Source organism: Agrobacterium fabrum str. C58 (assembly GCF_000092025.1).
Taxonomy (GTDB): domain Bacteria; phylum Pseudomonadota; class Alphaproteobacteria; order Rhizobiales; family Rhizobiaceae; genus Agrobacterium; species Agrobacterium fabrum.
In genome coordinates, this window is sequence record NC_003063.2 from 1,729,332 (window position 1) to 1,749,555 (window position 20,224).

Genomic DNA, 20,224 nt, shown 5'->3' on the forward strand with positions numbered 1-20,224 from the left:
TCGCCGCCTGCTCCCCTCTGCAAGGAAACAATACGATGAATATCGCGAGTTTTTCGCAATCGAAATACAAGAATGCCGCAACGCCGGGGGACGATGTGGCAATTCTTCTTCCGGGACGGGTTTTCGCCGTTTTCGACGGTGCGACCGACCCGACCGGGGCAAACTACGACGGGCTTAGTTCCGGCCGGATCGCAGCCCTTGCTGCCGCAAATGCAGTGGCGGAGATGAGCATCAAAGGTACTTTGCAAAATTGCGAGTCAACCACGCTGTTCCAGACCATCAGCGATATCCTGAAAAAGGAAGCTGAGCGCATCAATGCCAGCCATCCACCATCGACCACGCTCGCCATCGTTGCCGATATGGGTGACAGCTTGCGGCTGCTTCTGGCTGGCGATTCAGGTATTCGGATCAATGGAGACAGGCTCCTCCAACATTCCAAGCTCATCGACCGGGTCAGCACGTCGGCGCGCATCCACGTCTTCAAACAGCTTTTCGCGTCATTTGGAGACGGTGATGCAGCGGAGGCGAAAACCCGCGCCACAATATTTTCCGGACTTCGAGCCGCGGTCAAAGCCGGGATCATGAAAGGGGTGGACGCTGAAAAAGTGATCATAACAGCTGCTGCCGCAAGCGGGCTTCAAAACGAGATCGAAGCCGTCGAAGAGTTTCTGATGGGCGGCATTCGCGTTCAGCCACATTATGCGAACAGACAAGGCCATGTATTGGGATACGCCTCGATCAATGGCGGGATGGTGATGGAGGAAGGGACGGTTGACCTGTCGCTCGCCAAGGACACGGTCAACAGCCTGGAAATCTTCACTGACGGCTATCTCTCACTGCCCACCGGGATCGACGTCGTTGACTGGGAAGCCGAGTTCGCCCGCGTCGAAACGGCAGATTTTCACAAGCTCAACGAGTACCCTTCGGTGAAGGGGTCAACATCAAGCGAATTCAGCGATGACAGGACCGTGGTGTGCATGAAGGCGCGGTGAGGAGATATCCGTGCAGACAGGTATTTAGCGCTGCTGGTCTTCCGAAGCGACTGCCGCTAAAATATCTTAGCTGACTGCCTGTGCGGGTAGTCAGTTATTGCCGCCTTTCTAAATGTCCGGCCCCGCCCTTTGAACGCGAAAAAAAGACGCTGCGGATCTGAGATCGTGGGAGAGAAAATCCCTAGTTGAGCTAACGACTTGCCTCCGCGCCTTTATAGTTGCGTTCACTCCAGAGCAGGACTTCGCGCAACGGATCGCACGTCGCTTCGATGATGGCGCCGACGAAGAGGATATGGTCGGCGGCATCGATGGAGCCGACGAGTTCGCAATCCATGGAGAGCAGTGCCGCGGCAAGCCTTGGGCTTCCCGAGGGCCACACATCCCAGCTGCCGACGGCAAACCGGTCCGGGAGGTTTCCTTTTCCGGCGAACACATCGGCGATCTCCTCCTGCCCTCTGGAAAGCGCCGCGACGGAAAAGCGCCGGCTTGCGGCGATGAGATCGACCATGCGGCTGCTGGCGTCGATGGAGATCATCAGAAGCGGCGGCTCGGCGCTGAGCGGCATGAAGGATGTGATCGTACGTCCGATCCGTTCTCCGGCATGGGAGGCCGTGGCCACGGCCACGGTGAAGGCGAGGCCCGCCATGGCGTCCTTGAATTCACGCGGCGAGATCGTCGGAGAGGTGGAGGTTTTCAGCGGAATATGCGCGTGATTGACCACACCGCCATCGATCAGCCTGAGATTATGAGACATGCAGTGCCGGGCTAACCGCCCGCTCCCGGGTTCTTCGATAAAATGGAAAACTTGGCCGCAGCACCGTTCATGGTATCGGCATTGTCAGGCGGTGTTCTTTTCTGGTGCACGCGCGGCCAGATGCCGGAATAGTGGCGGTTGAGGTCGAGCCAGACATGCAGCCCGGCCTCGGTATCCGGCCTGATCGCCGCCGCCGGACATTCGCGCTCGCAGATGCCGCAATCGATACATTGATCAGGATGAATGACGAGCATGTTCTCGCCTTCATAAAAGCACTCGACCGGGCAGACTTCCACGCAGTCCATGTATTTGCAGGCGATGCAGTTTTCAGTGACGACATAGGGCATGGGGATGCTCAAATGGAGTTGCAGCCGGACGGCGGCTGTCCGGCTGCGCCTGGCCCGGCCAGCCGTCGTGGGCAGCGGGACCGGCCGGGTCGGTGGGGCTCAAATCAGAGGCGGGCGGCGACTGCCTGCCAGTTCACCAGATTGTCGAGGAAGTTCTCGACATAGGCCGGACGCTTGGTGCGGAAATCGATGTAATAGCTGTGTTCCCACACATCGCAGCCGAGAAGCGCCTTCTGGCCGAAGCACAGCGGGTTGACGCCGTTTTCCGTGCGGGTGATCTTCAGCTTGCCATCGGTATCCACCACCAGCCACGCCCAGCCCGAACCGAACTGCGAGGCGCCGGCGAGGGCGAAATTCTGCTTGAACAGCGCCACCGTGCCGAAAGACTGCGTCAACGCATCTTCCAGCGGGCTAGGGATCGCGTGGTTTTGCGGCCCCATGATCTCCCAGAAGAGATTGTGGTTCCAGTGCTGGGAGGCATTGTTGAATATGCCGGACTGCGCCACAGCGCCCTTCTCATACGTGCCGCGGACGATGTCCTCGAGGCTGCTTTTTTCCCATTCCGTACCTGTGATCGCCTTGTTGAGATTATCGACATAGGCCTTGTGGTGGAGATCGTGATGGAACTTCAGCGTCTCCTCGGACATGCCCGAAGGGGCGAGCGCATCATGGGTGTAGGGGAGGTCGGGAAGCTGGAAAGCCATGGGGTATTCCTTTGTCAACTGTTCGCTCAAGAGCATGGAAAGAGCCTTGCGAAAACAAGGTGACAACACTTCTAGGACCTCAATCACGGTTGAGGTCAAGCGGTTTTTGGGGGGTAAATCCACGAGCTGGCGGGCTTATGAAACATGCGCCACGATGGCGCGGATTATCGCTCGTCGACGTTCACCACGGCGACCCATTCTTCGAGTGCCCTGCGGATTGCCGAGCCCGCATCTTCCCCGCGGACGAATGCCCACCATGTATGTGCGCCTTGCCACACGGCGGCCATCTGCCACCCGAGCCGCTCCGCTCTATCCTTGTCGCTGGCAAGGCGGCGGCCAAGCGCGTGGGCGAGGGTGTGTCCCCAGAGGGCTCCTCTCGCCCGCAGCTTCGGATTGCGAATATCTTCCCTGAGCAGCAACAGCCCGTCACTGGCGTTCTGCTCTGCGGATTGAGGCGGCATGAGGCGCAAGAGAAGGGATATGGCGCCCTGGGACGTCAACGGCTCCTCCTCGTCGGCTGTTTCCGTTTCCGCCCGCAGCCTGTCCCAGGCGCGCAGAAGCACGGTTTCGACAAGATCTTCGCGCTTGCCGTAACGCTGCACCAGGGTTGCCGCAGATAAGCCGCAGGCCTTTGCGGCTGCGGCAAAAGTCAGCCCGTCGGGGCCTGTCTGCAACATGAGCGGCAGCAGGGCATCCAGCACCTGATCATCTGAAATCGACTTGTGTCTTGGCATGGCTTATATATAAACGTATATTCATTTATAAATCAAGGAGGATGATATGGCGGTCATTCGCGGATATATCGCGGCGAGCCTGGACGGGCAGATCGTTTCTGGAGACGGCTCTCTCGACTGGCTCTTCAAATATGATGACATGGACCTCGGCGAACACGATTACCGGCTTTTCCTGAAGGGAATTCGAACCGTGGTCATGGGGCGGGCGACCTATGATTTCATCGCCAGTGAACAGTCGCCCTGGGTTTATGGAGATCAGCGTGTCATCGTCGTCACGTCTCGGCCGATCGAGGAGCCAAAGGGACCTCTGGAGGTGTACAACGATGTGGGCTCGTTGATCAGGGAATTGCGCGCTCTCGATGACGGCGATGTCTGGATGCTGGGCGGTGGAAAGCTGCAAATGGCCTTTCTGGAGCGCGGTGCACTGGATGAAATCGAGATTTACGTCATCCCGGAAATCCTCGGCTCAGGCGAGCCTCTTTTTCCTCTCACCGGGCATCGAGCCAGTCCCACTCTCGTCAGCGCAACGGCAATCGAAAAGGGCTGCGTTCGATTGCACTACCGCTTCTCGTGATGCTCTTCAGGTTCATGATGTTCGAGGGAAGGCAAGGAATGGTGGACCTCGCCAACTGCTCCCTGCCTTTGCGTGATTTGCGCCCTCAAAGCCCGAGAAACTTGAAAGGCTTGGTGTCCTTCAGGCTCTCATTCGCCATGCCTGAATAGATGTGGATCTGATTGGCCCCCAGGTCGAGTTTCTTCACCGCACCGGTCTCTTTCGAAAGGTCGAGTTTTGTCATGTCGATCCAGAAGACATTCGGCGTCAGTGCGGATTCAAAGAAATAGAGCTTGCGTTTGTGGTCTATGACCGTGCGCCAGCGGGTAGAGGAAATATTCGGCTGGTCCGGCGTGGTGATGCCGTAGGGAACAGAAACATTGCGGATGACGCTGAAGACGCTGGCGATGGCTTCGACCGGATTTTCGCTTTTGGGAATGGCGTTTGCGTAAAAGGATGCACGCACGAAACGATCCGATGCGCGGTTCGTCCCCGGCAACATCACGGTGCCGCCAATCTGGGTCCAATAGGCGTTCAGCGCCAGCTGCTCGTCGAAGGTCGGCGAATTGGTCATCACCTGGTACTGACGCCCATGATGGATGACCTGCTTGCCATCGATATATTCGACGATCGCGCTGTCGCCACTCGCATCGGAAAGCGAGAGATGCAAGGTTGCCAGGCGTTCTTCGCCCGGCACGCTGTCGGTCACGATGATGAACGGGTTTTTCTCAAGGACGCGGACGGCCTCTTCCACCGTCGCGAAGTTGTCGAGCACATATTGCGCCCACGCGGCGATGGATAGACCCGGCGACTTTCCGTCATAATCGGGATAGCTCGACTCGACGAGCCAGAGGACATTGGCCGCAAGACCCGCCTCGTTCATGCCATCAGTCGTGGAAACATCATAACCCGATGCGATGACGCTGCCATATTTCGATGTCCATTTGACGGAGTTGGGCCCGGCTTCGCCGGACCGTTCCATGCCCCGGGGAAAGACCCAGAGATTGGTTCCCACATCCGTCTTCCAGTCCATGGATCTCGCCGTCATGACCTGGTTATTCTCACCTATATAAACGAAACGCGTGCAGGCCTCGGCAACCGATGTGGTGAGCGTCGCGATGGAAAAGATCGCAGCAGTGCAGGCGGAAAAAAACGGCAGGGTCTTCGGGCGCATGGAAAGCCTCCGGTGCTTGCGGCGTAAGATACAGCGTATGATAGAAAATCGGACTTGTTGAGGGGAGTCAAATAGGTTTAGCTTCAGCGATCCACCGGAGAGAAGCTATTGCTAAAATTCTCAGCTTTTGCGGCCGTTATGGCTTTTTCCGCAACCCCGGCCGCAGGCGCAGATCAAGTTGCTGCCACGCCCGCAGGAGTTGATGGCCCCGACTGGGCATTCCAAGCCACGGGATATTTGTGGGCGACGGGTTTGAACGGCAACATATCGCCGTTCCAGCGTGCACCGACCCTTCATGTGGAAAAATCCTTTTCCGACGTCATGGATGATCTCAATTTCGGTGGGTTTCTCAATATCTGGGGGCGTTACGACCGCTTCGTCCTTTCCGGCGATATGATGTATGTCGATACCACCGACAGCAAGGCAGCCGGTCCGCTGCCCGCGCTGCAAATTCCGGGTTTGCCAACCTTGCCGGCCGGCGCCATTATCGATGCGAATGTCGATACGCAGGAATTCATGGCGACGCTGCAGGCGGGGTACCGTATCATCGATGCAGACGGGTTTTCTCTCGACGCGCTTGCTGGCGCGCGCTTCTGGCACATTTCCAACGACGTCGCAGTCACTGCCAGCCATTCGTTGATCGGCAGCGTTTCCGCCACCCATAGGGAGAGTTTCGGCTGGGTAGATCCCGTCATCGGCGCGCGGGCCTTTTTCAGCCTGACGGACAAGCTGTCCGTTCAGGGGCAGGTCGATATTGGTGGTTTCGGAGCGGGATCTGATCTCACCTGGTCGGCGCTCGCGACGGTGAACTACATCTTCACGGACACATTGTCGGTCTCCGCGGGCTACAAGGTGCTCGACGTCGATTATTCACACGATGGTTATGTTTTTGACTCCCGGCTCAGTGGACCGGTCCTTGGCTTGACGTACCGGTTCTGACCCTTTGTCGCCGGAGTGACCTTGACACGGCACACTTGAAGTCTAGACGGGGTTTCGTGTTCATTGTGGGAGTAGAATATGAAAACGCTGGCGAGTCTCTCGGCATTCGTAGGCAAGACCTTTGCCATTTGGGTCATCCTGTTTGCCGTGCTCGGGTTTTTCTTTCCAGAGACCTTCAGGCAGATTGCGCCCTGGATTGTTACGCTTCTATCGATCATCATGTTCGGCATGGGGCTGACACTTTCGGTGGATGATTTCCGAGAAGTCGTTAAACGACCTTTCGACGTAACGATCGGCGTGCTTGGACAATTTCTGATCATGCCGCTCCTGGCGGTCCTCCTCACCCGCATTATTCCGATGCCACCGGAGGTCGCCGCCGGCGTCATTCTTGTCGGCTGCTGCCCGGGAGGAACGTCGTCTAATGTCATGACATACCTCTCCAAGGGCGATGTGGCTTTGTCCGTTGCCTGCACTTCCGTTACGACGCTGGCTGCGCCGCTCGTGACGCCTTTCCTCGTCTGGCTCTTCGCAAGCCAGTTCCTGCCCGTTGATGGCTGGGCCATGTTCCTGAGCATCGTCAAGGTTGTTTTGCTTCCGCTTGCACTTGGTGCTGCCCTGCAGAAGCTCGTGCCCGGTATCGTCAAAGCGGCTGTCCCCGCTCTGCCCCTGGTTAGTGTTATCGGCATCGTTCTGATTGTCTAAGCCGTTGTGGGTGGGTCAAAGGCGGCAATTGCACAATCGGGCCTGATGATTTTTGCCGTGGTGGTGCTGCATAACGGCCTTGGTTACCTGCTGGGTTATCTCGCGGCAAAAGCAACGGGCTTGTCTCTGGCCAAACGTAAGGCCATCGCCATTGAGGTGGGCATGCAGAATTCAGGGCTCGGAGCGGCACTTGCCACCGCCTATTTCTCGCCGCTTGCTGCCGTTCCCAGCGCCATTTTCAGCGTCTGGCACAATGTTTCCGGTGCCATTCTGGCGAACTGGTTTTCGGGCCGGGTAGAAAAAGGCCCCGGAAACAAAGTCGCCTGAAGCTCATAGCTGTCAGGCCGCCTGCAATTCAGGCGGCCCGACCCTGCCTTAGAACGGCATAGTTACGGCCGGTGGATTAAGTCGGGCAAAGCCCGCTTGTCGCTGATATGGGAAATGCGGATAGGGCGCCGTCGTCTCGCTTGCTTCGTCCAGCCTTGCCACCTGCTCGGGTGTCAGTTCCCATCCCACGGCACCGAGGTTCTGGCGAAGCTGTTGCTCGTTGCGCGCGCCGATAATGACTGTGGAAACCGTAGGGCGTCTGAGTAGCCAGTTGAGCGCAACCTGCGGCACGGTCCTGCCCGTTTCTTCCGCCACGGCGTCCAGTGTATCGATCACGCGGTAGAGATGCTCCTCATCCACCGGCGGGCCGAAGCTTGCGGTCTCATGCAGGCGGCTGCCCTCGGGCAACGGCGCGCCGCGGCGGATCTTTCCGGTCAGGCGACCCCAGCCAAGCGGGCTCCAGACCATGGCGCCCAGACCCTGATCGGCGCCGAGCGGCATCAGATCCCATTCGTAATCGCGGCCAACAAGCGAATAATAGACCTGGTTGATCACATAACGCGGCCAGCCATATCGATCCGCGACACCAAGCGATTTCATGACCTGCCAGCCGGAAAAATTCGACACGCCGGTATAGCGCACCTTGCCGGACCGGACGAGCATATCAAGTGTCGACAGCACCTCCTCCACCGGCGTGAAGGCATCGAAGGCATGGAGCTGGAGAATGTCGATATAATCGGTCTGCAGCCGCCGCAGCGCATCTTCCACCGCACGCACCAGCCGGAAGCGGGAGGAGCCGGCCTCGTTTGGCCCATCACCCATCGGCAGGCTGGTCTTGGTCGAGATCAGAACGCTGTCACGCCGCCCCCTGACGGCTTCGCCGAGCACCTCTTCCGACGCTCCGTTGGAATAGACATCAGCCGTATCGAACAGGTTGACGCCGGCTTCGAGGCAGATATCTACAAGGCGACGGGCCTCGGTGGCATCAGAGGTGCCCCAGTTGCTGAAAAGCGGGCCTGAGCCCCCGAAGGTGCCCGTGCCGAAGCTGAGGACCGGCACTTTCAGGCCGGATTTGCCGAGATAGCGATATTCCATGGGGCATTGCCTTCTTGCTTCGGGATGGTAGCGCGCTGAGCGCGTGGCCGCGTTATGCCTGTCCATCCCGTGGTGGGTTGCGATGGCCCTGAAGATAGACGCTCGCGCTTGCATGAAATAGAATGCCGAAAATACTATCACTTGTGAGATGAAGTCATCATGGCGCGACTGGAAATCAACCGGGCAGGGGAGATGGAAATCTTCGTACGGGTTGTCGAACTCGGCGGCTTTTCACGCGCGGCGGCGGCGGCGAATATGACGCCTTCGGCGGTGAGCAAGCTCATCGCCCGGCTGGAAAGCCGGCTGGGGGCGCGTCTGCTCAACCGGTCCACCCGGCAGCTTCAGATAACGCCGGAGGGCTGCGCTTTCTACGAAAGGGCCACCCGTATTCTCGCCGATCTCGAAGAGGCCGAACGCGCCGCCGGCGAACGTGAGCGGCCCATCGGCCGTGTGCGGATCAACACCAGCGCCTCTTACGCAACGCATATCCTTGCACCCATCCTGCCACGGTTTCTGGCGCTTCATCCTGAGATTACGCTTGATATCGTTCAGACGGATCTGGTGGTTGACCTTCTCGCAGAGCGCATGGATGTGGCGGTTCGCGCCGGGCCTTTGAAAAGTTCAAGTCTGGTCGCCCGAAAACTCGGGGAAACACGCATGGTCATCGCCGCCGCCCCGGATTATCTGAAGCGTTGCGGCGTGCCGCAAACCATCAGCGATCTTGAAGGACATAATTGCCTTGCACTGGGTTACGCCCGGTCGATCGATGGCTGGCCTTTGCAGGACGGCGGCAAGACCGTCGTCATTCCCGCGACGGGACGTGTGCAGGTCAGCGATGGCGAGGGCCTTCGTCGTCTGGCGCTTGCCGGTGTCGGGTTAGTGCGCCTGGCGGCTTTCACCATTCGGGAGGATATCGCCGCCGGCCGGCTGGTTTCCGTTCTCGATCATCTCGATACGGGCGAAACGGAGACCTTTCATGCCGTCTATGTCGGCCAGCGGGGACCGCTGCCCTCACGCATCCGGGCATTACTCGATTTTCTCGGTGAATATGGGCGGGTGAAATGACGCGCCGCAAAACAGGCGCCGGTTAAAGACGGTGCCTGTTTTGCGTGTCATGACCAGTCGTTCGGCAAACTGGATCGTTTACCCGATAGGCGGGAGGCTTATTCTTTCGGACCCGACAGGGTGAAAGCACCGACCGATCCCAGCCTGATGTGGGTATCGACGGACAGTGTGCCCGGAAGCGCCCCGCAGAGGCTGCCTGTCGTCACCACATTGCCTGTCTTCAGGATGCCACCCGTGTTGAGTGCCCCATTGGCAAAGGCCAATAGCGGCGCAAGCGGGTCGACATTCGGGTGTTTCACCGTGGCGCTAAAAAGTTCCACTGATTCCTCTGTGACAACGAGCTGCGGCAGGGTATCGCCATTACCGGCAAAAACCTCCACAATGCCCTTATCCACCTGCGGACCGATGGCAAAGCCGTGGTTGGCAAGGCGATCCGCGAGGAAAAGCGGAAATGGCACCTGATTTTTTTCCGCCAGCCGGTAGCGGAGAAGTTCGACGCCCAGATGGACCTCATCGATGTAGCGCATCAGATCGGCTCTGGTCAGTGGCCCTTCTGCCGCGGCGGGAATATCGGCGGAGAGCGTAAAGCAGATCTCGACTTCGATGCCTTCGGTGCCATGAAGCGGAAAGGAAGCGACATTGGCTTCATTGACCTCGCAGCAATCGAACATGGGCGCCCCAACGGCCTCGCCATCCGGGCGGATCGCCAGCTTCCAGCCGGCAACCGGTTTTCCCCAATATCCGGCAAAGTCCCGCTGGGCCGCCATCCCCTCCGCCAGCGTGCCGGGAATGAGGCCCTCCGCCTCCAGCTTCGCCAGAGGAATTCTCGCACCTTCCCGACTTGCCTTTGCAAAACGCTCCGCCAGTTTTTCGATCGCCGTCATTCCGCTCATGTCTCCTGATGATCTCATGCGCCAAATGCTGTCACGATTTGCCGCTGTCTGCCAAGGCCATCAATGCCGAGTTCGACCACGTCGCCGGCTTTTAGGAAGACGGGAGGGTTCATGCCAAGGCCGACACCGGGCGGCGTCCCTGTGGTGATCACGTCACCTGGCATAAGACGCATGAAACGACTGATGTAAGACACAAGCGTCGCTATCGGAAAAATCATCCTGGATGTCGAGCCGGTCTGCATGCGCTTCCCGTTAACGTCGAGCCAAAGGTCAAGATTTTGCACATCGCTGATTTCATCCGGGGTCACCAACCATGGGCCGAGGGGCCCAAATGTCGGGCCGCTTTTGCCCTTCGTCCACTGCCCACCACGTTCTATCTGGAAGGCGCGTTCGGAGACATCGTGGCAGACGCAGAAACCTGCGACGACGGAGAGGGCGTCTTCTTCTCGCACATGGTAGGCAGGTTCACCGATAACGAACGCAATTTCCACTTCCCAGTCGGTCTTTTCCGAATCCTTCAACAGGCAAATCGGATCATTCGGTCCGGAAATGCACGAGGTATGTTTGTTAAAAAGCACCGGCTCGTCAGGAACAGGCGTATTGGTTTCCAGCGCATGGTCGATGTAATTGAGGCCGACCGCCACAAAATTGCCCACGGCACCGACGCAGGGGCCAATGCGCACATCTGATGGTACGCTCGGCAGTGACGAAAGATCGATTTTCGCCAGCTTGTCGAGGGAACTGCGTGAGAGGCTGTATCCGGCGATGTCGCTGATGACCGAAGAGAGATCGCGGATGTTGCCTTCGGCGTCGAGCGCCGCCGGTTTTTCCTGCCCAAGGGGGCCGTAACGAAGAAGTTTCATTCTGTTTCCTATGCGGCTGATTGCTGAAGCGCATTCTCTGCGAGCGCAAATTCAAGGCGGTAAAGGCCTAGTTCCAGCGGTCCTGTGAGATCGACCCTGGACAGCTGTTGCTGCAGGCCCTCTGCAGCATCGGAGACGGTCGCGGCAGAGCCGCCCTCAATCATGACAATCCAGTTGGGTACGCCGACCTGTCGACCCTTCCGCTCGGCCGTTTCGAGATTGCTCGCAGCATTGTCTGCGATGCACAGATGCGCGCCGGTGATTCCGTTGAGCTTGCCGGCTCCTGCAAGTGCGTCGATCAGCATGGGCTGGATTGTCGCTTGCTCGGTCTCTACCGCGTCAAAACGGAAGGTGGCGATGAAGCCGCCGTCACCGCATCCATAGGAATAGTTGGTGCTGCAGACCCCACGGGTCGTGTTGCGGAAGTCGGCAGTTGAACGCTTCGTCCAGGGCGTGGGATTGTTCAGTCGCTCAAGATAAGGCTGGCCGACGAGCACTTGGGCATCCGCCGCCTCATAGAGCGTGAAGTATTCAGGCGTTCCCTGCACGGCGATGTAACGGCGCCCGCGCAGGAAACCCGGGACGGACACCCGCTCGGGGATATGTTCGCGATTGTGCCACTCGATGAAATTATCGCGACCTTCCGGCAGGATGTCGTTCCAGATGGCGACGACGGCTTTTCCCAGGAGAGACATTGGTTACCTCAATATGTTGCACGACCGCCGGAGAGGTCGAAAACCGCGCCGGTCGAAAAGCTGCATTCGGAAGAAGATAGCCAGGCCACCATGTTGGCGACCTCGGCAGGTTCGAGAAAACGACGCATGGGGATGCGGGACAGAATATCGTCCAGCCGTTCCTTCGGAGCATCGATGCTCATCGCCGTCATGGAAGCGGCTGGAGTGATGGCGTTGACGAGAATGTCCGCCGTCGCCAGTTCCTTGCCGAGACTTTTGGTCATGGCCACGAGTCCTGCCTTGGAGGCGCTATAGGCGGCTGCCTGATGCATGCCTTCCTTGGCCTGAATGGAAGCGACATTAACGATGCGGCCGAAACGGCTCGTTCTAGCCGTTTCGATCATTAATGGCACCAGCGCGCGGCAGACCAGAAAAGAGCCGAACAGATTGATGTCAATGATCCTGCGAAACTCCTCGATGGGAATTTCCCACAAAGGAGCGACATTGCCGACAATACCTGCATTGTTGACGAGAATATCCAGCCTGCCGAACCGCTGCTTCAGATCGATGGCAGCCGTTTCGATGCTTTTTGCATCGCTGATATCAACACCGGCATGTGGGAGATCGCCAAGGGCACCATCTTTCACGGCAGCTGGCAGGTCCCAGTGAATTACCGTTGCCCCGCAGTCGCGTAGTCGTTGACTGATGGCGACACCGAAGCCGCCGGTAGCGCCAGTGACGACCGCCACCCGGCCGTCGAGATCATAATGTGTGGACATGTTTGAAACCATTGTTCCGCAGTGAGCCCGGCAGAGCTGGCCGGGCTCCTGGCGTTGCCACTATTTCGCGATCAGGCTGTTGGTAAAGAAGGCGCCCGCCGGCATATCGGTCTTTATGTCCTGATATTCCTTCATCAGATCAAGCGTTTGCTGCCAGTCTGCCGCGGCCATTTCGCCAAGCGGTGCGGATGGGGCAGAAGGTGATGGAAGAAGCTTAAGTGAAATGTCAAGCTGCTCCTTGAGAAGCTTTGGATCCCCTGTCGGCTTTTCCTTCACCGCTGCCGCAACGGCGGCGTCCGGATCCGCTTTGGCCGCCTCGATCGATTTCAGCGATGCGGCGACGAAGCGCTTGACCAGATCCTGATTGCTGTCGATCAGCTTCGTGTTGGTAATGATTGTCAGGCCTTGCGTGTTGACACCGAGCTCTGCAAAGGAAAACACGTTCTGCTTCAGACCCTTGGAGTTTAGAACCACGACCTGGTTTTCAAGTCCGCCGAGGATGCCTGCGGCGCGGTCCTGCATGATTGCGATGATCTTGCCAGGGCCATCGACGTTCAGAATATTGACCTTGGACGCATCGACGCCGTTCTTCTTCCAGAGGGCGGGCAGGAGGGCAAGTGAAGCTTCGCCAGCACTGGCCGCAACAGTCTTGCCTTCTACGTCCTTGATGGACTTCACACCCGAATCTGCGCGAAACGTCATTGCATAAGGAGAGGTGTTAAGCAGGCCAAGCACGGATTTGACAGGTGCGCCTTTAGATGCACCAGCAATCACGCTCCCGCCATCGGCAATGCCGAACATATCACCCCCGGTTGCGACCGACTGGACCGTGCGTGCAGAGCCCTGGCCTTCGCCGATTTGCAGATCGATGCCGGCGTCCTTGTAGAAGCCTTTTTCAGCGCCGTAATAAAAGATAGTATGGACACCACTCAAAAGGAAATTGAGACGGAGCGTCACCTTGTCTTCAGCCGCGGCTGACTGAATGCCCGCTAGACTAATGGCGAGCGCGACCACGCTACCCGTCAGTGTTTTTCTCATGGTATTGAACATTTTACCCTCCCGTTTTTGATTAAAGTCCGAATTCAGGTCGTGCTTTTCCCAACAGTGAAGTCCTCCCGGCGCTGGGACACGTGCCATGGGATCGCGAAACGCTCGATCAGTTCCACGATGCCGTAGAGAAGCAGCCCAAGCAGGCTGAGAACGATGATCACGGCAAACGTCATGCTGGTGTTCATGTTGCCGTTGTAGTTGAGCAGCAGGTAGCCAAGCCCATTGTCCGAGGCGACGAACTCCGCCACGACTGCCGCTGTTGCAGACAGTGCTGCGGCCACCTTGAAACCCGCAAAGAGCGAGGGTAGGGCACCGGGCAGTTCCACCTTCCAGAAAATCTTCAGGCGTCCCGCCCGATAGCTTTTGGCGAGATCGTAGACGTCCGGCTCGATGGATTTGAAGGCCACGATGGAGTTGACGACGATCGGGAAAAACGAAAGCAGGAAGACGAGCAGAATTTTGGACGGCAGTCCGAAGCCGACCCAGATGATGAAGAGCGGTGCGATAGCGATCTTCGGGATGATCTGAAGGATCACCAGCAGCGGATAAAAGATCGCCTCGAAAGCTCGCGAATAGACCACCAGAAGCGCAAGAAGCGTTCCCATGACCACTGCCACCAGAAAGCCCAGCACCATCGGCTGCAGCGTATAAAGCGATGCCGTGAACACCACCGGCACGTTGTTATAAAGGTCCGCAAACACTCTGCTTGGAGCTGGCAGAATATATTCTGGCACCTTGAGTGCCCTAACCGCGATCTCCCACACGATCCCTGCGCCCACGAGGCTGCCAATCGTGTGGGTCTGGCCTTTGACGGCCCCCAGTATTTTCGAAAACATGTGTCCTCCCGAAATTGCCCAGCTGTTCAGCGAGCAATTTTTCATTATTGGAACAATGTTCCATATGGACTGATGTTTCGTCAAGTGGTAATTCAGGTGAAACACGAGAATTGGAATGCAGCGGGAGGAATGCATGTTGCAGAAGAAAAACGACGTGAAGGCCTATGAGCCGGGCGTGTTACTGGAGGGCGTCAGCAAATATTTCAGGCATGCCGATGCGCCGGTCGTGGCGCTGGAGAAGCTCGACCTGACGATCGGCGGCGGGGAGTTCGTGGCGATTGTTGGCCCTTCCGGCTGCGGCAAGTCAACAATGATGCGGCTGATCTCCCGGCTTTCTCAGGCCAGCACAGGCCAGATATCCGTCTTTGGTGACGTGTCAAAGGACCCGCCGCGCGGCATGAGCATCGTTTTCCAGAATCACGTGCTTCTGGCCTGGAGAACGATTATCGACAACGTGCTTTTCCCGGCTGAAATGACCGGCAGGAACCGTGAGGAACTGAGACCCCACGCGTTAGCGCTTCTTGAATCCGTTGGCCTTAAAGACTTTGCCAACCGATATCCGCACGAACTGTCCGGCGGGATGAAGCAGCGCGCATCCATTGCGCGCGCGCTGCTGCTTCAGCCGCGGCTTCTGCTGATGGATGAACCTTTTGGTGCGCTGGATGCACTGACGCGCGAACAGATGCGTATCGATCTCGAAGCGCTCTGGCTGAAAAATCGCATGACGGTGGTGTTCATCACCCATTCCATCGACGAGGCGGTACTTCTGGCAGACCGCGTCATAGTCATGACGCCGCGGCCGGGCCGGATTGAAAAAGTGCTGGAGATCGACATGCCGCGCCCACGCGGACTGGCGGCACGGCGCGAGCCGGAATTTATCGAAAAGTCCGAGGAAATCACCGAGATATTCCTTTCGCGCGGCATTCTGCAGCGCCATGCCTGAACCGGCGGCGTCTCTTGTCTTTCGGTAGAAGCAAGAGCCGCCGTAAAAACCCATTTGCGCATCGCCCCGGATTTTCTCCGGATAGTGGCCGTGCCCCTGCGACCGGAGAATGAGATGGACAGGACGATCAACGTACCAAGCGGCGGCGTCGAGCGGACGATCGCCATGCTGGAGCTTCTCGCCCTGGCCGAGGAGCCGCTGAAGCTTTCCGATGTCGCGCACCAGCTTGATATTCCCAAAAGCGCCTGCCACCGTATCCTCACGTCGCTTATCGAAAACGGCTGGGCGTGGCAGAGCCCGGAAAGCGATTGTTACGCGTTGACAATGCGCATGGCGCTGGTTGGCCAGAAACAATTGGCCCGGCTGCAGGTTTCGGATCTGCGCCAGCCGATCCTCAACGATCTTGCGGAGCGCACCCGTGAACTCGTTCGCCTGACCGCCGTGCAGAACAACACACTCGTCTGGGTCGGCTCTGCGCGCGGACGTCGTTCCGGTCTGGTCTTCGAACCCGACATGAGCGCTGGTATCGTTCCCTATGCCACGGCGAATGGCAAAATATGGCTTGCAAGCCTCGACAGGGAGCGGGCGCTCAGGATCGCGCTCGACGCCGGATTGGGCCAACCCGGCCAGCAGGCCGCCAAAGCCATCAACACCATCGAGGCACTGAACAAGGAACTGGATTCCGTCTCCCGACTCGGTTACGGCCGCGCGGTTGGCGAGGCCGAGGAGGGGGTGGGGGCAATCGCGGTTGCCATCCGCCAGGGGAAGGACGTCGTCGGCACCATGAGCGTCGCCGCGCCGCTGACCCGGTTGACCGATGAACGCGTTGCGGAAATTCTGCCGCTTCTGGTCAGGGCAGCGAGCGATATGGAAATCGCCTGGTAATCGGCATGAACCTGTCGAATAAAATGAATACGAAAGCTTAATAAGGATCGGGCGGCAATACCGCCCGATAATTGTTTGACTTAGGCTACATCCGCATCGAACTGGATGCTGTGCAGGCGCTTGTAGAGACCATCCGTGGCGAGCAACTCGCGACGGCTTCCTTGCTCCACAACCTGACCATTATCCATAACGACAATCTTGTCGGCCCGGTTTATTGTAGAGAGCCGGTGGGCAATGACAATGGATGTCTTGTTAAGCGTCAAACGCTCAAGCGCGTCCCGGACAAGCGCTTCGGATTCCGAATCGAGCGCGCTTGTTGCTTCGTCGAGGATCAATATGTCTGCGTCTCTTAGCATCGCGCGGGCGATTGCAACGCGCTGCCTTTGGCCACCAGACAGACCGGAGCCGTTTTCGCCAAGCTTGCTGTCGTAACCATCAGGCATGTTCATGATGAAATCATGTGCGTTTGCCGCCTTGGCCGCGGCGATGATTTCCTCATCGGTAGCGTTGTCGCGACCGACGGAAATATTGTGCTTCACCGTTCCAGAGAAAAGGAAGGTTTCCTGGCCGACGTAAGAAACATGCTCGCGCAGGCTGGCGAAGGACACGTCGCGCAAATCCATCCCGTTGATCTCGACGGAACCGCTCTGCGGATCATAAAGACGCATCATGAGGTTGATGATCGTCGACTTGCCGCTGCCGGAAGGTCCGACCAGCGCAGTCATCTTACCACCTTCGAAGAGGACGCTGACGTCCTTCAGAACAGGCTGGTTAGCAACATATTCGAAGCTGACGTTCTTGAGTTCCACATTGCCGCTTGCCTTGGGGAGCGGCTGGGCATCCTTTTTCTCGGCAAGTGTCAATGGAGCGTCCAAAACCTCGAACATCATGCGCACGCCGATCATGCCGCCTTCAATTTGGACTCGCATGCGGGCCAGACGCTTTGCTGGTTCGTAAGCAAGAAGCAAAGCGGTGATAAAGGCCATCAGGTCACCCGGTGATCCGCCTTTTTCAAGCACGGTATAACCGGAAACGGCGATGACGACTGCAATGGCGAGGCCAGACAGGGTCTCCATGATCGGGCTGGTTGCTGCTTCAAGCTTCGCAATGCCGTTTGCACGATGCTCGACGTCGGACACGGCCTTGTTCATGCGCTGGCGCATTAGTTTCTCAAGCGAAAATGCCTTAATAACGCGAACGCCAATACTCGTTTCCTGCACGACGTTGACGATTTCGCCCAGTGAAGCAAGTTCCGCCTCCATGATCTTTCGAACGCGCCGCAGCACGAGACGAACGCTAAATATCGCCACAGGGCCGATAATCATGGAAATCGCGCTCAGAAGGAAATTCTGGGCAAACATCACGATGATCAGGCCAAGAAGGGAAAATAGGTCGCGGACGAAAGATGTCACGATCGTGTCGATCACGCTGCGCGCAGCCTGAGCGTTGTAAGTAACGCGGACAAGGAGTTCTGAAGATGGCAGGTTCTGGAAGAAGGACACGCCCTGCTTCAGAAGCCGATCGTAGATCTTGCGTTGTTGTTCGGCAACGATGCTGTTCCCCGCTTTGCTAAGATAGTAGCTTTGCACGAAGGTAGCGAGCCCCTTGACGATGAAGATGGCTGCAACGGCAAAGGCAATCTCAAGAACGACATCGAAACCTTGTTTCAAATAGACGCTGTTGACAATGTCACGCATGATCCACGCGCTGAGCGAGGTTGTGCCCGCAACCAGCAACATTGCCACAATCGCCGCAGAATACCAGCCAACGTGTTTTTTGAAATTTTCTTTAAAAAGCCGCGTCAGCAACTTTTTGTCGTCTGGCGACAAAAATGATCCGATCACTTAAGCATCCTTGCGAGTTTAAGATGGGGTCCGAAAGAGAGCGCTCACATTGCTTGCGGCGCCGTATCACCTGCCTACATCAACCCTCTTCGTGATTTTAGTGGCCCAATTGAGTCAATGCGTCTTGTCAACTGAACTGTCCGTCGCGACGCTAACAATTATTCTAAACTACCATCAATCATCCATAATTCCCGCCAGGAGTTGCGCTTGAACTATGAGTTTGATGCAAATCGCGTCACGGAGATAGTCGCCATATCTCGGCGTGTCAATATATGGAGTTTCTTCGGACGAGTTGAACTGTGTCGGGTTTACCGGAGGCTGTTTGGGTTAGGAAGTCATGTGCCGAGATTGGATGAGAGCTGGCTCAGGAAATCTGAACAGCTAGGATAAGTGGAATTTCTGCCTGACTTCGGCTTAGATGCCGGGAACAGGAGATACCATGATGGAGTGCACCCCATTTCACCGGACAAGTCGGCTAGATTGATTTAGCCCTGATGAACTGCCGAGGGGAAGCCATCTTGAGCGCGGAATGGGGATGGATTTCGTTGTAGTCCTCGATCCATCCGTCGATGAGCCGGAGCGCTGTTTGGGCGTCCGGTAGAGCTGATATCCGAATATAGTCCCGCTTCAACGTTTTGACGAAGGCTTCCGACATGCCGTTCGACTGCGGGCTGGCGACCGGCGTGAAGCAGGGCGTGAGATTGAGTGCTTGCGCAAACAGCCTCGTGTCCCGCGCGGTATAAGCCGAGCCATTGTCAGAGAGATGCTCGATAGCATGCGGGGCTCGGGTTGCATGGAAGCGTTTCTCGACCGCCTCCAACATCATGTCGCGCACGTCTGAGCCGGAAATGCCTGCATTGGCAACGGCCGTCCAGGCGATGATCTCGCGGTCGAAGGCGTCGATGATGAAGGCGAGACGAATGACCTCGCCATTCCAGCAGGCGAACTCCAGGCCGTCCGAGCACCAGCGCAGGTTGGAGCGCATGACCATGACCTTGCCATCGTGGAGGCGGCCCTTGCGAACGGCTGTGTGCTTCTCCAGTAGCATGGCGTGGTTACCCATGATGCGATGGACCCGTTTGGCGTTGACGACAGGCTGATCGGCGGCTCGCCTTTCGCGATTGAGGAGCGCGGCGATCCGCCGATAGCCATAGGTTGGCCTTTGATCCACCAGCCTGCGGATGGCGGGCAGAAGCTCTGCATCCTCGGCCTTGTTGTATGGCCCACGCGGCTTTGATCTGCCTTTCAGCCGCTCGATGAGGTTGGAACGGGAGACGCCCAGCGTGTCTGCGACGGCCTTCATCGCGAACCGTCCTTCGGCAACAAGATCGGCCGCGATATCCGTTTTTTTGAGTCCGCTTTGGAAAGGGCTTCGCGGAGGATTTCGACCTCCATCGTCTTGCGACCGAGCATGCGCTCCAACTCCCGGACGCGATCCTCCAGTTTCTTCACTTCCGAATTCCCGACAACCGGCTCGTCAGAATCCACGGCTGCAGCACCTCCCTCGCTCAAGAGCCTGCGCCACCGATAAAGCAAATTGGGCGCCACGCCATGACGGCGAGCGGTCGAAGATACCGTCTCGCCGGGTTCAAAACTCTGCTCAATGATTGTCAGCTTTTGCTCGGTTGTCCACCGCCTGCGGCGAACATCACCCGTCAGCAATTCAACGTGTCGATAGTCGTTAGACATAAGCCTGTCCTCAAGCCTGTGCTTGAGCCTTTCTGCTTATGCCGACTGTCCGGTCGAAATGGGGGGCAGTTCACATGACGAGACGACCGCGCCGGAACCATAGCCCGGCTTTCAAGGCAAAAGTGGCGCTAGCCGCCATCCGAGGCGAACAAACGCTGGTGGAATTGTCCCAGCAGTTCGATGTGCACGCCAACCAGATCAAGCAATGGAAAGACCAGCTCCCTGAGGGGGCGACAGGCTTTTTTGGTGATGAAGCGAAGGCGGAGCCAGTGGGGCCGGCCATCGACGTCAAAACGCTGCACGCCAAGATCGGGGAGCTAACGCTGGAAAACGATTTTTTATCCGGTGCGCTCGGCAAGGCGGGATTGTTGGGCGGAAAGTG

The 20,224-nt window shown here is 57.7% G+C and carries 20 protein-coding genes and 2 pseudogenes; 8 read left to right on the top strand and 14 right to left on the bottom strand.

The features are described from left to right. Window positions 1–35: 35 nt before the first annotated feature. Window positions 36–992, top strand: a complete 957-nt coding sequence (locus ATU_RS21480) for a hypothetical protein (RefSeq protein ID WP_010973979.1) — start codon at window positions 36–38, stop codon at window positions 990–992. 190 nt (window positions 993–1,182) lie between these two features. Here ATU_RS21480 and ATU_RS21485 read toward each other — a convergent pair whose 3' ends face one another. The 4 genes from ATU_RS21485 to ATU_RS21500 all read right to left on the bottom strand — a co-directional run bounded on the left by ATU_RS21485 (window position 1,183) and on the right by ATU_RS21500 (window position 3,531). After that, window positions 1,183–1,746, bottom strand: coding sequence for a flavin reductase family protein (locus ATU_RS21485; protein WP_035257743.1), 564 nt, complete (start codon window positions 1,744–1,746; stop codon window positions 1,183–1,185). An 11-nt stretch (window positions 1,747–1,757) separates the two neighbouring features. Next, a complete protein-coding gene (fdxA, locus tag ATU_RS21490; RefSeq protein ID WP_010973981.1) occupies window positions 1,758–2,093 on the bottom strand; it encodes a ferredoxin FdxA in 336 nt (111 codons plus the stop codon). Window positions 2,094–2,197: 104 nt separating this feature from the next. Further along, window positions 2,198–2,797, bottom strand: coding sequence for a superoxide dismutase (locus ATU_RS21495; protein WP_010973982.1), 600 nt, complete (start codon window positions 2,795–2,797; stop codon window positions 2,198–2,200). 164 nt (window positions 2,798–2,961) lie between these two features. After that, window positions 2,962–3,531, bottom strand: coding sequence for a TetR/AcrR family transcriptional regulator (locus tag ATU_RS21500; protein WP_010973983.1), 570 nt, complete (start codon window positions 3,529–3,531; stop codon window positions 2,962–2,964). A gap of 46 nt (window positions 3,532–3,577) precedes the next feature. On the opposite strand from ATU_RS21500, the gene ATU_RS21505 reads away from it, so the two are divergent. Beyond that, window positions 3,578–4,105 (top strand): dihydrofolate reductase family protein, encoded by a 528-nt coding sequence (locus tag ATU_RS21505; protein ID WP_010973984.1) that lies wholly within the window; start codon window positions 3,578–3,580, stop codon window positions 4,103–4,105. Window positions 4,106–4,190: 85 nt separating this feature from the next. Here the strand turns inward: ATU_RS21505 and ATU_RS21510 are convergent, their stop codons facing one another. Beyond that, entirely contained in the window at window positions 4,191–5,258 is a 1,068-nt protein-coding gene (locus ATU_RS21510; protein WP_010973985.1) for a linear amide C-N hydrolase, read from the bottom strand. Between the two features lie 138 nt (window positions 5,259–5,396). Between ATU_RS21510 and ATU_RS21515 the strand changes: the two genes are divergently transcribed. Together ATU_RS21515 and ATU_RS21520 are read left to right on the top strand one after the other, a co-directional pair. Next, the gene (locus tag ATU_RS21515) at window positions 5,397–6,197 is read left to right on the top strand and encodes a porin family protein (RefSeq protein WP_010973986.1); all 801 of its coding nucleotides are present in this window, start codon (window positions 5,397–5,399) and stop codon (window positions 6,195–6,197) included. Between the two features lie 78 nt (window positions 6,198–6,275). Then, window positions 6,276–7,226, top strand: a pseudogene (locus ATU_RS21520) (bile acid:sodium symporter family protein). A gap of 48 nt (window positions 7,227–7,274) precedes the next feature. Here the strand turns inward: ATU_RS21520 and ATU_RS21525 are convergent. Next, window positions 7,275–8,321: an aldo/keto reductase gene (locus tag ATU_RS21525; RefSeq protein ID WP_010973989.1), complete on the bottom strand. Its 1,047-nt coding sequence runs from the start codon at window positions 8,319–8,321 to the stop codon at window positions 7,275–7,277. 159 nt (window positions 8,322–8,480) lie between these two features. On the opposite strand from ATU_RS21525, the gene ATU_RS21530 reads away from it, so the two are divergent. Continuing rightward, window positions 8,481–9,386 (top strand): LysR family transcriptional regulator, encoded by a 906-nt coding sequence (locus ATU_RS21530; RefSeq protein WP_010973990.1) that lies wholly within the window; start codon window positions 8,481–8,483, stop codon window positions 9,384–9,386. Window positions 9,387–9,484: 98 nt separating this feature from the next. Here ATU_RS21530 and ATU_RS21535 read toward each other — a convergent pair whose 3' ends face one another. Genes ATU_RS21535 through ATU_RS21560 form a run of 6 tightly spaced genes read right to left on the bottom strand, consistent with a single transcriptional unit; the run spans window position 9,485 to window position 14,481 of the window. Continuing rightward, the gene (locus ATU_RS21535) at window positions 9,485–10,270 is read right to left on the bottom strand and encodes a 2-keto-4-pentenoate hydratase (RefSeq protein WP_035257748.1); all 786 of its coding nucleotides are present in this window, start codon (window positions 10,268–10,270) and stop codon (window positions 9,485–9,487) included. 23 nt (window positions 10,271–10,293) lie between these two features. After that, window positions 10,294–11,142, bottom strand: coding sequence for a fumarylacetoacetate hydrolase family protein (locus ATU_RS21540; RefSeq protein ID WP_010973992.1), 849 nt, complete (start codon window positions 11,140–11,142; stop codon window positions 10,294–10,296). 8 nt (window positions 11,143–11,150) lie between these two features. After that, on the bottom strand, window positions 11,151–11,837 hold the full coding sequence (locus ATU_RS21545) for a DUF4286 family protein (RefSeq protein ID WP_010973993.1): 687 nt from the start codon (window positions 11,835–11,837) through the stop codon (window positions 11,151–11,153). Between the two features lie 8 nt (window positions 11,838–11,845). Next, a complete protein-coding gene (locus tag ATU_RS21550; protein WP_010973994.1) occupies window positions 11,846–12,595 on the bottom strand; it encodes an SDR family NAD(P)-dependent oxidoreductase in 750 nt (249 codons plus the stop codon). 60 nt (window positions 12,596–12,655) lie between these two features. Beyond that, window positions 12,656–13,645: an ABC transporter substrate-binding protein gene (locus tag ATU_RS21555; RefSeq protein ID WP_010973995.1), complete on the bottom strand. Its 990-nt coding sequence runs from the start codon at window positions 13,643–13,645 to the stop codon at window positions 12,656–12,658. 32 nt (window positions 13,646–13,677) lie between these two features. Next, entirely contained in the window at window positions 13,678–14,481 is an 804-nt protein-coding gene (locus ATU_RS21560; RefSeq protein WP_010973996.1) for an ABC transporter permease, read from the bottom strand. Between the two features lie 133 nt (window positions 14,482–14,614). Here ATU_RS21560 and ATU_RS21565 point away from each other — a divergent pair, with 133 nt between their 5' ends. Beyond that, on the top strand, window positions 14,615–15,424 hold the full coding sequence (locus ATU_RS21565; RefSeq protein ID WP_010973997.1) for an ABC transporter ATP-binding protein: 810 nt from the start codon (window positions 14,615–14,617) through the stop codon (window positions 15,422–15,424). A gap of 114 nt (window positions 15,425–15,538) precedes the next feature. Beyond that, window positions 15,539–16,309, top strand: coding sequence for an IclR family transcriptional regulator (locus ATU_RS21570; protein WP_010973998.1), 771 nt, complete (start codon window positions 15,539–15,541; stop codon window positions 16,307–16,309). An 80-nt stretch (window positions 16,310–16,389) separates the two neighbouring features. Here ATU_RS21570 and ATU_RS21575 read toward each other — a convergent pair whose 3' ends face one another. Together ATU_RS21575 and ATU_RS21580 are read right to left on the bottom strand one after the other, a co-directional pair. Further along, window positions 16,390–18,153 (bottom strand): ABC transporter ATP-binding protein, encoded by a 1,764-nt coding sequence (locus tag ATU_RS21575; RefSeq protein WP_010973999.1) that lies wholly within the window; start codon window positions 18,151–18,153, stop codon window positions 16,390–16,392. Between the two features lie 475 nt (window positions 18,154–18,628). Continuing rightward, a protein-coding gene (locus tag ATU_RS21580) for an IS3-like element IS426 family transposase (protein WP_111808666.1) occupies window positions 18,629–19,842 on the bottom strand; the annotation gives its coding sequence in 2 pieces (ribosomal slippage) (window positions 18,629–19,506 and window positions 19,506–19,842; 1,215 coding nt in all). A 74-nt stretch (window positions 19,843–19,916) separates the two neighbouring features. Here ATU_RS21580 and ATU_RS21585 point away from each other — a divergent pair. Next, window positions 19,917–20,221 (top strand): annotated as a pseudogene (locus ATU_RS21585) (transposase); the annotation flags it as partial. Between the last annotated feature and the right edge of the window lie 3 nt (window positions 20,222–20,224).